Source organism: Stutzerimonas tarimensis (genome assembly GCF_042648805.1).
GTDB lineage: Bacteria > Pseudomonadota > Gammaproteobacteria > Pseudomonadales > Pseudomonadaceae > Azomonas > Azomonas tarimensis.
The window spans coordinates 781,697-793,615 of sequence record NZ_JBHRXZ010000022.1; the positions used below are offsets into that span (position 1 = coordinate 781,697).

Sequence of the window (11,919 nt, forward strand, 5' to 3'; positions counted from 1 at the left end):
GAGGCTCAGGATAGTAGCGTGCCGGCCCGGGCTCGCTGGCAGTCCCGGCGGGTTGGCGCCGCTTCAGCCTAACCCTCCAGCCGCGTGATCCTCAGCAGGTGCACGCGCCGGCTGTCGGCATTGAGCACGCGCAGGCGAAAGCCATCTATCTCGGCGATTTCGTTACGCTTGGGCAGGTGGCCGAAAGTGCTCATCACCAGCCCGGCCACGGTGTCGAATTCGCTATCGGGTATCCCGGTGTCGAAGAACTCGTTGAAGTGCTCGATCGGCGTCAGCCCTTTCACCAGATAATCGCCACTGGGCAGTTGCCGAACGTAGCTGTCTTCTTCGATATCGTGTTCGTCCTCGATATCCCCGACGATCTGCTCCAGCACGTCTTCGATGGTCACCAGTCCCGCCACGCCGCCGTATTCGTCGATGACGATGGCCATGTGGTTGTGGTTGGCACGAAACTCCCGCAGCAGCACGTTCAGCCGCTTGGACTCGGGTACGAAGGTGGCGGGTCGCAGCAGGTCCTTCAGGTTGAACCCGGGCTGGTCCGCCTGCAGGATGAGCGGCAGCAGATCCTTGGCCAAGAGGACGCCGATGACCTCGTCAATGCTCTCGCCGATCACCGGATAGCGCGAGTGCGCTGCCTCGATGATGCCAGGCAGGAACTCGCGCGGGCTGGTGTTGGCCTTGATGCTGATGACCTGGGAGCGCGGCACCATGATGTCGCGCACCTGCAGGTCGGCGACCTGGATGGCGCCCTCGACGATGGCAAGGGCCTCGCTGTCCAGCAGCTTGTTGCTGTGGGCGTCGCGCAGGAGCTCAAGCAGTTCCTGGCGATTCCGGGGTTCATGGGCAAAAGCCTGGGTGATCTTGTCCAGCCAGGATCTTTGCCCGTTACTCGATCGGTCTTCGCTCATTTCGATTGACTCGAAAGCCCTCAGTGTTCGTCATCGGCATAGGGGTCGGCAATGTCCAGCTCCGCCAGCAGGCCGCGCTCCAGATCTTCCATTTCCTCGGCCTCGGCGTCATCGATGTGATCATAGCCGAGCAGGTGCAGGCAGCCATGGATCACCAGGTGGGCCCAGTGGGCCTCGGGCGCCTTGCCCTGTTCCGCCGCCTCCCGGGCGACTACCGGTACGCAGATCACCAGATCGCCGAGCAGCGGGATATCCAGCAGCGGGCCATCCGGTCCGTCGGGGATGTCCGCCGGAAACGACAACACATTGGTGGCGTAGTCCCGCTGGCGGTAGGTGCGGTTCAGCTCGCGTGCCTCGGGTTCGTCGACCAGGCGGATGGTCAGTTCCGAGTCGGCGCTACGCTGACGTAGTGCCAGTTCGCACCATCGACGAAAGTCCGCCTCGTCGGGCGCTGCGGACTCGCTGGCGCGCTGCAGGTCGAGCTCAATCATCGCCCGCGGCGCCTCGCTGTCCGTTGGGCTTGCCGGCCTGATCTTCGAAGCGCTCGTAGGCCTCGACGATGCGTTGCACCAGCGGATGGCGTACCACGTCCTTGGGCTGGAAGTGCGTGAAGGAAATGCCCTCCACGTCCCTTAACACCTCTATCACATGGGCCAGGCCCGACTTGGTGCCCCGCGGCAGATCGACCTGGGTGATGTCCCCGGTGATGACTGCGGTGGAGCCGAAGCCGATCCGGGTGAGGAACATTTTCATCTGCTCCAGCGTGGTGTTCTGGCTCTCGTCGAGAATGATGAAGCTGTTGTTGAGGGTGCGGCCGCGCATGTAGGCCAGTGGAGCGATCTCGATGACCTGCTTTTCGATCAGCCGTGCCACGTGTTCGAAGCCGAGCATCTCGTAGAGCGCGTCGTAGAGGGGGCGAAGATAGGGATCGATCTTCTGTGCCAGGTCGCCCGGCAGAAAGCCGAGCTTTTCGCCAGCTTCTACTGCGGGACGCACCAGCAGGATGCGGCGAACCTGTTCACGCTCCAGCGCATCCACCGCGCAGGCCACTGCCAGGTAGGTCTTGCCGGTACCCGCCGGGCCAACGCCGAAATTGATGTCGTTGTCGAGGATTGCCTTGACGTAACGCTGCTGATTGGCGCCGCGGGGGCGGATGTTGCCCTTGCGGGTGCGCAGGGTCACCGCGTGCTGCGCCGCAGCAGGGTTGGCCAGTTCTTCCATGCCGGACTCCTGCAGGTAGAGGTGTACGGTGTCGGGAGAGAGTTCGCTGCTCTTGGTTTCACGATAGAGGCGCCGCAGCAGGGACTCGGCGGAGCGGGCCACGGCAAGCGGGCCGATCAACTCGAACTGATTGCCGCGGTTGCGGATTTCGATGGCCAGACGCTCTTCGATCAGCCGCAGGTGCTCGTCGAACTGCCCGCAGAGATTGGCGAAGCGCTGGGCTTCGAAGGGTTCGAGCGTAAAGCGGTGCGGTTCTATGGGAGCGTTCAAGGGTTGTGGAGAGACCGTTTTTATGGAGATGAATAGAGAATAGCGCCGGTTCCCGCAACGCGAAAGCCGACGCTGGTCGAAGCCCGGACGGTGGAAGGATCAGACCGCCTCGGAGTGTTCAGTTGTGTGGACAAGGCTACCGCGCAATGAATGCGGCAGGGCGTCGTCGATATGCACTTCGACGAACTGGCCGATCAGCCGCGGATTGCTGCTGCGGAAGTTGACGATACGGTTGTTCTCGGTGCGGCCCTGAAGCATACCCGGGTCTTTTTTCGAATAATCGCTGACCAGGATGCGCTGCACGCTGCCGACCATCCGCCGGCTGATCTCGAAGCCCTGCTGGGACAGGCGGGTCTGCAGGATCTGCAGGCGCTGCTTCTTGACCTCCTCGGGGGTATCGTCGGCCAGGTCGGCCGCCGGCGTGCCTGGACGGGCGCTGTAGACGAAGGAGTAGGAGAAGTCGAAGCCGACGTCCTGCACCAGTTTCATGGTCTGCTCGAAGTCCTGTTCGCTCTCGCCGGGAAAGCCGACGATGAAGTCGGAGCTGACGCTGATGTCCGGCACCGCCGCTTTCAGTTTGCGGATCCGCGACTTGTACTCCAGGGCGGTGTGGTTGCGCTTCATCGCTGCGAGCACCCGGTCGGAACCCGACTGCACCGGTAGGTGGATGAACTTGACCAGCTCGGGAATCTCCGCATGGGCCTGGATCAGCGCGTCGGAAAACTCCAGCGGATGGCTGGTGGTGTAGCGAATCCGCTCGATACCCTCGATGGCCGCGACGGCGTACAGCAGCTCGGCAAAGTCGGCGAGTCGGCCGTCGCCGATGTCGCCGCGATAGCCGTTGACGTTCTGTCCCAGCAGGGTGACCTCGCGTACGCCGTGTTCGGCCAGGTGGACGATCTCCGCCAGCACATCGGCCAGAGGTCGGCTCACTTCTTCGCCGCGGGTGTAGGGCACCACGCAGAAGGTGCAGTACTTGCTGCAGCCTTCCATCACCGAGACCTGCGCGCAGGGGCCGTCCACCCGGGGTTCGGGCAGGCGGTCGAATTTCTCGATCTCGGGAAACGAGATGTCCACCTGCGGCTGTCGGGTCGCGCGGGCGGCGTCGATCATTTCGGGCAGGCGGTGCAATGTCTGCGGGCCGAATACCACGTCCACATAGGGCGCCCGGTCGCGGATCGCACTGCCTTCCTGGCTGGCCACGCAACCACCGACGCCGATGACCAGCTCGGGATTGCGTTCCTTCAACGGCCGCCAGCGGCCCAGTGCGGAAAATACCTTGTCCTGCGCTTTTTCGCGGATCGAGCAGGTATTGAGCAGAATCACATCCGCTTCGGCCGGATCATCGGTAATTTCCAGCGGCTGATCCTCGCCCAGCAGGTCGACCATGCGCGAGCTGTCGTACTCGTTCATCTGGCAGCCGTGGGTTTCGATGTAAAGCTTGCGGGTCATGGCGTTCCGGCGATTGCTCAAAAAATGACCGGAGATTATAAGGGCGCTTAGAAGCCGAGGAAAGCGCCAGAGGCTGAGGGGTCGAAAAGCCGATACAAAGCGCTGAAGGCTAGAGGCTGGACGGGGGCGTCGGGTGTGGGCGCGGTGTCAAGGCCAGGCTCGGATCGCTTTATCCGACCAGCCTCTAGCCGCTCTTTCCCGCTTTTGCCTGTTCTAACGCGGCTCGCCGGCGGTCTGCAGATCCATCATGAAGTTGCGGAAGATCTGTCCCAGCACCTGGGTGGCGATCTCCAGTTCGTCGCGGCGCATCTGCTCGGATACCCGGTCGGCAGTGTCGAGCGCCTGGTCTTCGCCATTGATGGCGGCCATTTTCAGCACGATGTAGGCCTGGACGTTGTTGGCCGGCACGCTTTCACCGCGAAAGAACATCACCCCCAACTGGTGCTGGGCCTGCGGATGGCCCTTGAGCGAAGCCTGTTCGAACCAGTGGCGAGCACGCGGCAGGTCCTTGGGCGCGCGCTGGCCGCTGTAGTAGAAGTCGCCGAGTTCGTAGGCAGCCTGCACATCGCCCTCGCTGGCGGCCTGCTGGCAAATACGCACGGCTTCGGGCAGCTCCTCGGGAATGGCGTTCAGCGCGCAGCGGGCAGTGGCCGGTATCAGCAAGGAATTGCCGCCAGCATGGGCCCACAGGGAGAGGAGCATCAGGCAGCCGAGTGACAGCATGCGGCCGGCGCGGATCATGGATCGAGTAGCCTCGAGTGCCAGGCAGTGACGATGGCCGGCACAGGAACGCGCCGACCGTCACATTATGGATAAGCCGCGGTTGGCTGACAAAGGCTTTGCAAGCCTCGCCGGACAATTTTCTGCCGACGGGTGTCAGCCGACCTGAGGCTGGTCGCGTGGCGGCGCCGGCGGCAGGCTCACCAGCCATGCCAGCAGCGGGCTGGCGATGGCCAGCAGGAGCGCCTGCCAGGCGGCCAGCGGGCTGCCGGCGAAGGGCAGGGTGCCCAGCAGCAGCACGGCCGCAACCAGTGCAGGGCCAAGCGTGGTGGCGCCGGGACGCTGCAGTCCGGCGAAGAGCACCACCAGCGCGCTGGCCAGTCCCAGACCGAGCGCGTAGGGCGTGCTCCAGTCCAGCAGGCGGGCCAGTTCGAAGAAGGCACACAGGCCCAGTACCAGGCGGCCCCAGGTCGAACGGCTCCAGCGCCAGCCACGCGCCAGGCTCAGGCAGGCGACTGCCGCCAGGGGCAGGCCGAGCTGATAGGTGGCGCGTTCCAGCCAGTCCCGGGCGTCCCCGCTGTCGACGCCCATGAGCTGGGCGCTGGCACTGGCCCCGGCACCGGTGGCCAGCAGCAGTGCCAGCATGGCGCAGAACAGCGGTGGCTGGGTCTGCCCATCGGCGTGGTGCCAGTAGCGGCCGACCCAGACCGCGCTGGCGCCCGCGCTGAGGGTCAGCAGTGCCTGTTGCAGGAGCTCCATGGTGGTCTCACTTCAGCCGGGCAAAGGCGCGCTCGGCGGCGTCAAGGGTGAGCCGAAGTTCGGTCTCGCCATGGACGATGGAGGTAAAGCCGGCTTCGAAAGCGCTGGGAGCCAGGTACACGCCGCCTTCGAGCATGAGGTGGAAAAACTTTCTGAAACGCTCGACGTCGCTCGCCATCACGTCCTCGAAGGTGCTGATCGCCTCGGCCTCGCTGAAGTACAGACCGAACATGCCGCCCACCTGGGTGGTGACGAAGGGGATCCCGGCCGCCTTGGCCCGCTCGCGCAACCCCTCGAGCATGGTTCGGGTGTAGTCGCTGAGCTCGTCATGGAAACCCGGCCGGCTGATCAGCTTGAGGGTGGTCAGGCCCGCCGCCATCGCCAGCGGATTGCCCGACAGGGTGCCGGCCTGGTAGACCGGGCCGAGCGGCGCGATGCATTCCATGATGGCGCGCTTGCCGCCGAAGCAGCCCACCGGCATGCCGCCGCCGACGATCTTGCCAAAGGTGGAGAGGTCGGGGGTCACGCCGTAATGCGCCTGGGCACCACCGAGGGCCACCCGGAAGCCGGTCATCACTTCGTCGAAGATCAGGACCACGCCGTGCTTGTCGCACTGGGCGCGCAGGCCCTCGAGAAAGCCCGGCGCCGGGGGCACGCAGTTCATGTTGCCGGCCACGGGCTCGACGATGATGCAGGCCACCTGCTGACCGACTTCGGCAAGCGTCGCTTCCACCGCGGCGAGGTCGTTGAACGGCAGCGTCAGGGTGTGCCTGGCGAAATCCGCCGGAACCCCCGCCGAGCTCGGCACGCCCTGGGTCAGGGCGCCGGAGCCGGCCTTGACCAGCAGGCTGTCGGAGTGGCCGTGGTAGCAGCCTTCGAATTTGATGATGCTGTCGCGTCCGGTATAGCCACGCGCCAGGCGGAGGGCGCTCATGGTGGCTTCGGTGCCGGAGCTGACCATGCGCACCATCTCCATGGACGGCACCAGGCTGCAGACCCGCTCGGCCATCTCGGTTTCCATGGCGGTGGGCGCGCCATAGGATAGGCCGTGCTCGAGCTGGCGGCGCACCGCGTCGAGCACCTCGGGGTGGCTGTGGCCAAGGATCATCGGCCCCCAGGAGCCCACGTAGTCGACATAGCGCTTGTCGTCTTCGTCAATGACGTAGGCACCTTCGGCGTGCTTGAAGAACAGCGGGGTGCCGCCGACGCTGCGGAAGGCGCGGACCGGGGAGTTGACGCCGCCGGGGATGTGTTTCTGGGCGCTGTTGAACAGGATTTCGGAACGGGACATGCAAAAGCCTCTCGTAAAGCCGGACGGCCGGCGGGCCGTCAACGCGAAGAAGTAGCGAACAGCGCGCTGAAGGCGCGCGCGCGGCGCTCCACCTCGACGACGGAGTCGGCCGCGAACAGGGCGTGGATCACCGCGACCAGGCTGGCGCCACGGGCGATGAGCTCACCGGCGTTGTCCAGGGTGACGCCGCCGATGGCCACCAGCGGCAGGTTGAAGCGGGCACGGGCCTGCTCCAGCAGTTCGGGCGTGGCGGACGGCGCGCCAGGCTTGGTATGGGACTCGAAGAAGCGGCCGAACGCCAGGTAGCTGGCGCCTTCGCGCAGCGCCTGCTCGGCCAGATCCAGCCGCGCGTGGCAGGTGGCGCCGATGATCGCCCGGCGGCCGAGCAGGGCGCGGGCGGCAGACAGCGAGCCGTCTTCCTGTCCCAGGTGCAGACCGACGCCCAGGCGTGCGGCGAGCTCGGCGTCGTCGTTGATGATCAGTTGGGCGCCGTGTCGCTCGCAGAGCTCCTGAAGCACCTGCGCCTCACGCAGCCGGCGCGCTTCGTCGCCCGACTTGTCTCGGTACTGCAGCCAGCGCGCGCCGCCCTTGAGCGCAGCCTCGACATAGGGGAACAGGCGACCATCGGCCAGCAGTCGGCTGTCGGTGATGGCGTAGAGACCACGTGTCTGACGGCTCATGGGAGTCCCTTCAAGGAAGATCCAGGGGCAGGCGGCGCGGAATGTACTGGCCCCGTCCAGGAGCCTCGGCATCGCGCAGGGTCCGCCAGGTATAGTCCAGTGCGCTGCGCACGGCACTGATCACGGGCTCGCCATGACCCAGGCGACCGGCCAGGGTACTGGCCAGGGTGCAGCCGGAGCCGTGGTAACTGCCTGGAAGACGCGCGCAGGTGAAGTCGTGGTGCCCGCCTTGGCGCGAGTAGAGCCGGTTGTGAACCTGCTGCTCTTCGCCATGGCCGCCGGTGATGAGCAGGTGCTCGATGAACGGCAGGAGTTTTTCGGCGCACTCGTCGGCCGTGCCCTCGGGCAGCTCTGCGAGGATGCGTGCCTCGGGCAGGTTCGGTGTGGCGATGGTGGCGATCGGTAGCAGGCGTTCGCGCATGGCGTAGCCGACATCGTCCTTGCCCAGCGCGCCGCCGCCACCCGCCCGGAGGACAGGATCGCAGACCAGCGGGACACCGGGCAGGCGCTGCATGATCTGCACCACGGTGTCGACCATTTCCACCGAGCCGAGCATGCCCAGCTTGACCGCAGCAATCGGCAGGTCGTCGATCACGGCGTAGGCCTGGGCAAGCACCCACGCGCGGTCGAGTACGCGGAAGTCCACCACGTCGCGGGTGTCCTGCACGGTGAGTGCGGTGAGGGTGGGGGCAGCATGGCAGCCCTGGGCGAGCAGGGCTTCGATATCCGCCTGCAGGCCGGCGCCACCACTGGGGTCGTGGCCGGACAGGCAGAGGACGACGGGGCGGGAATTGAAGTTGTTCATGGCGGCGCAGCTTAGCATCAAAAGCGCCTACCGGCTGCAGCGGCCCGGTGCGCGGAGCGCCCGGCCGACCGTCGAGGACGGTGGCCGGGCCAGGCGGTCAGAGGCTGTAGGCCAGGTAGAGCAGCGCGCTGCGTTCGGAGAAATCACCGAAGCTGTCATAGCCAAGCGCGGCACCGAGGCGGGCACTATTACCGAGCCGGTACTCCAGGCTCGCCCCGGCACCGAGCGCCAGTCCGCTGTCCTTGTTGGAGGCGTAGCGGGCCTGGATGGCGTTGCCTGCCATCAGTTGTGCCTGCAGGGCGGCGTCGCCGGGAAAGAAGTCCGCGCTGCTTTCACGGAACGACTGGTAACCCGGCGCAATATGTGCCTTCAGCCGCCATGGGTCGGAACGGCCCGAATACTGGATCGGCAGCGACACCGCGACAAAATTGCTGGGACTGAAATAGCCTCCGTGGCCCAGGGTGAAACCGCCCTGGTACTTGTCGTAACTCATCCAACTGACCGCGATCCCGGTCTGCAGCTCATGCAGCGGGCCGCGTATCGGGCGGGTGTAGACGCCAGCGTTGACCCCGGTGGAACTGTTGTTCTCGACTCCGTCGCCGCGGTAGTGGTTGTAGCCGCCGCCGAGGTAGAAGCCTGCGGTCTGGTTGTCCCAGGCGTACTGCAGGCTTGCCCCGGTGCGGGTGACACCGCCCCAGCTGCGTCCGGAGATGGGATCACGTGCGCCGGCATAGGCCAGCAGGCTGTCGGTGACCGCGCGCCGCTCGAGGCCGAAGGTCAGCCCGCTGCGGTCGTCGACGCGCGTTGTCCACTCGAGGCCGCCGACCACACTGGTCTTCTCGAAGCCCAGTGGCGTGCTGCCCAGGTCGGCGCTGAACGCGTCGGTGGTGTAACCCACTTCCAGGCCGACGCCGGAATCATCCTGTGAGCGTCGGCCCGCCGCCTCGGGGTTGGCTAGCAGGGCCTGGCTGCCATACAGGCGGGCATCGCCGCCACGGGTACGGCCGGCGTCCAGGCGCACCGGGGTGACGCTGAGCTCCAGGCGGCCCTGTTCCAGAGGCACCAGCGAGGCCTGCAGGGGCGCGCTGATCTCGGTCAGCTCGGACAACCCGCTGTCGCCCGAGCGCTTACGAATACCGAGGCCGGCCTGCAGCCGGGTCGCCGTGCGCTCCTGCAGGCTGTCGAGCATGCGCTCGATGTCCCGGCCGAGATCCGAGGCCTGGGTAGTGCCGGCCATGCCGGGTGTCAGGCCCGGCATGGCGCCGGCGCTGGGCTGGCGAGTGTCCTGCCGGTCGAGGTTGTGCCGCAGCAACTCCTCCACCGGGAGATTGACCGGCAAGAGGCCCGGGCGGGGGAGCTGCTGGGCGTCGCGGGCGCTTTCCAGCAGGGCGATGGCGCGCCGGTATTCGCCACGCGCCTCGGCTACCCGGGCGGACAGGAACAGACTGGTGCGGTCGTCCAGCACGCTGCCCGAATCGGCCAGCAAGCGCGCCGCCTGCTCGGGGTCGCGGTTGGCCAGGGCGATGTTGACCGCACCGTGCAAGGCATCGGGGTTGTCTGGCGAGCGCTGCAGTACCCGGGCATAAATGCCGGCGGCGTCGTGGGTCCTGAGCTTCGCCTCGTAGACGCGCGCCAAGGCGAGCAACAGCAGGTCGTCCTCGGGCGTCTCGGCCAGGCTCGCCTCGAGTGCGGCCTCGGCGCCGGGCAGGTCGCCGCTATTGCGCATCTGGTCTGCCTGTGCCACCACCATGCCGTTACGCAGGGCGCGTAGCGCCTGGCGGCCATCGGGGGCAAGGTCGCTGCCCCGCTCGATGCTGTGCATCAGACTGCTCGCTTCGTTGAGCTGGCCTGTCATGACCAGCACCGAGAGATGTGGTAGGAATCCGGCGGCGTCCTCCGGGGCTGGCTCTTCCAGGTCGCTGCGAACCCGCACCAGGGCGCCCTCGGCGTCACCCAGTTGAGCCAGGGCCAGGGCGATTTCGCCGCGGCTGGCCAGATCGTCCGGTTGCAGCTGGCGCAGGGCGCTCAGCGCCTCTTGGGTGGCCTGGCGGTCGCCGCGGCCCCGGCTGTCGAGTGCTGCGTCTATGCGCTGACCAATCGCCACCCGCTGCGCCAGTGCCCGATGATCGGGGGCGTCGCGCAGGGTCGCTGGGATGCGGCCAAGCAGGGCGTCGGCGTCCTTCCAGCGACGCTCATCGACGGCGAACAGGCTGGCGACATGCCAGGCTTCGGGATCGTCGGCGGCCTGCTCCAGCGGAGCGATCTGGCGGCGCGCCTGTTCGGTTTCGTCGAGACTGGCGTAGTGGCGGGCACGGGCCAGGCGCACCCAGGCATTGTCGGGAGCCAACCTCGCGGCCTCGCCCAGCAGCCGCGCGGCGGCGTCCAGATCGCCGTCGCGGCGCAGCCGGTCGGCACGGTTGCTCAGCTCCAGCGCCTCGACGGTGCGGACCTCGGCGAGGCGAGCCGGATCGAGGCGCGGGTGGTCGGCGAGAAGGCGTTGCGCCTCGCCATGCCGTGCCTGGCGCTGCAGGCTGCCGTACAGGCCGAGCAGGGCCGACTCGTCACCCGGGGCGCTGGCCAGGACGTCGCGAAACAGCAGCTCCGCCTCGGCAGGCTGCCCCTGGCGCAGGAGGATCTCGGCTTCCATCAGCCGGGCCGTCCGTACGTGGCGGGCCGGGCCCTGCGCCATACGTCGGGCCATGTCCGCGGCGGTTTCGAGGCGGCCATCGTCGCGGGCCAGTTCCACTTGTTCGATCTGCTGGAAGAATTGCGCGTCAGCCAGCGCATCGGCCCATTTGGTGCGCTGCGCCGGAGCCAGGGTGATGGCCTGGTGAAGATTCTGCTCGGCGCTTTGGTAATTATGCTGGCGCAGCTTGGCAATGCCGAGGCCACCCCAGGCTTCGGCATCACGCGGCTCGAGCCGTACGGCCTGGAGAAAGCTGGCCATGGCGGCGTCGATGCGGCCCTGCTCCAGGGCGGCATAGCCGGCCAGGCGTGCGCGGTCGGATGGCGAGACGCGCTTGGCCGCCAGCGCTTCGGCGAAGCGTTCGGCCACTTCGGTGTCCTCCGGGGCGACGCTGACATAGCGGGCGAACAGCGCCTCGTCCGCCTTGCTCGCATCCAGCCAGAGCAGGGCCTGGCGCCATTCCGCCCGGAGGCCCGGCACCTGGGTGTCGAGCCCGGCGAGCATGTCGATGGCCTGGCGCCGGGTCGACTCGCGGTAGCTGAGGGTGCGCGCCAGGGCCAGCCGCGTCGAGAGTTTGTTCGGCTGCAGCCGGACCAGTTGCTCGAGGCCTTGGCGAGCCTCGTCCCAGGTGTTTTCCTGGCCGGCCAGGGTCTGGTAGTACTCCTGCGCCAGGTCGGGTGGCGGCAGGCTGCCGGCAAAGAGTGCCCGGTAGGCTTGTGCGGCCTCCTCGGTGTCGCCGCGGCTCGCCAGCTCGCGGATCGGCTCCACCTGCCGCCGGTCCAGCCCTTGGTGTGCCAGTGCCTGTTCGAGATAGGCGACGCCCTGGCTCTGCGGGTGTATCTCGCGCAGCCGTTGCAGCCACCGGCGGGTGGCGGCCTCGTCGTCACTCAGCGAGGCCAGGCCCAGGCGATAGAGAACCCGTTCACTGTCCGGTTGCACCGTCTGCGCCCATTCGAGGCTCTCCCTCGCCAGGTCCGGACGGTTGCGCGCTTCCCAGAATTCGGCCTGCTCCAGCAGGGCCGAGAGGTCGGTGCCGCGGACATCCGCAGCCATCGCAGAGGGTGCGGCGACGGCGCTCATCAGGTAGAGGGCCAGGGGCAACTTCTTCATCGTTCCGTTGGTCATGG

At 67.0% G+C, this 11,919-nt stretch carries 10 protein-coding genes; all 10 read right to left on the bottom strand.

The window, feature by feature from the left end; genetic code table 11:
• Nucleotides 1-68: 68 nt before the first annotated feature.
• Entirely contained in the window at nucleotides 69-908 is an 840-nt protein-coding gene (locus ACFOMF_RS12760) for an HlyC/CorC family transporter (RefSeq protein ID WP_386365382.1), read from the bottom strand.
• Nucleotides 909-928: 20 nt separating this feature from the next.
• On the bottom strand, nucleotides 929-1,399 hold the full coding sequence (gene ybeY / locus ACFOMF_RS12765) for an rRNA maturation RNase YbeY (protein WP_386365384.1): 471 nt from the start codon (nucleotides 1,397-1,399) through the stop codon (nucleotides 929-931).
• Nucleotides 1,392-2,399: a PhoH family protein gene (locus ACFOMF_RS12770; protein WP_386365386.1), complete on the bottom strand. Its 1,008-nt coding sequence runs from the start codon at nucleotides 2,397-2,399 to the stop codon at nucleotides 1,392-1,394. The genes ybeY and ACFOMF_RS12770 overlap by 8 nt, the downstream gene beginning before the upstream one ends.
• A 99-nt stretch (nucleotides 2,400-2,498) precedes the next feature.
• Nucleotides 2,499-3,851, bottom strand: coding sequence for a tRNA (N6-isopentenyl adenosine(37)-C2)-methylthiotransferase MiaB (gene miaB, locus ACFOMF_RS12775; protein ID WP_386365388.1), 1,353 nt, complete (start codon nucleotides 3,849-3,851; stop codon nucleotides 2,499-2,501).
• Nucleotides 3,852-4,064: 213 nt separating this feature from the next.
• The gene (locus ACFOMF_RS12780; RefSeq protein ID WP_386365389.1) at nucleotides 4,065-4,592 is read right to left on the bottom strand and encodes a tetratricopeptide repeat protein; all 528 of its coding nucleotides are present in this window, start codon (nucleotides 4,590-4,592) and stop codon (nucleotides 4,065-4,067) included.
• A 135-nt stretch (nucleotides 4,593-4,727) separates the two neighbouring features.
• Nucleotides 4,728-5,330: a hypothetical protein gene (locus ACFOMF_RS12785; RefSeq protein WP_386365391.1), complete on the bottom strand. Its 603-nt coding sequence runs from the start codon at nucleotides 5,328-5,330 to the stop codon at nucleotides 4,728-4,730.
• A gap of 7 nt (nucleotides 5,331-5,337) precedes the next feature.
• Nucleotides 5,338-6,621: a glutamate-1-semialdehyde 2,1-aminomutase gene (gene hemL, locus ACFOMF_RS12790; RefSeq protein WP_386365393.1), complete on the bottom strand. Its 1,284-nt coding sequence runs from the start codon at nucleotides 6,619-6,621 to the stop codon at nucleotides 5,338-5,340.
• A 38-nt stretch (nucleotides 6,622-6,659) separates the two neighbouring features.
• Nucleotides 6,660-7,301 carry a thiamine phosphate synthase gene (gene thiE / locus ACFOMF_RS12795; protein ID WP_386365395.1) on the bottom strand — a complete coding sequence of 214 codons (642 nt, stop codon included), beginning with the start codon at nucleotides 7,299-7,301 and terminating at the stop codon, nucleotides 6,660-6,662.
• Nucleotides 7,302-7,311: 10 nt separating this feature from the next.
• A complete protein-coding gene (locus ACFOMF_RS12800) occupies nucleotides 7,312-8,106 on the bottom strand; it encodes a bifunctional hydroxymethylpyrimidine kinase/phosphomethylpyrimidine kinase (protein WP_386365397.1) in 795 nt (264 codons plus the stop codon).
• Between the two features lie 97 nt (nucleotides 8,107-8,203).
• Entirely contained in the window at nucleotides 8,204-11,917 is a 3,714-nt protein-coding gene (locus ACFOMF_RS12805) for a cellulose biosynthesis protein BcsC (protein ID WP_386365399.1), read from the bottom strand.
• Nucleotides 11,918-11,919 lie beyond the last annotated feature (2 nt).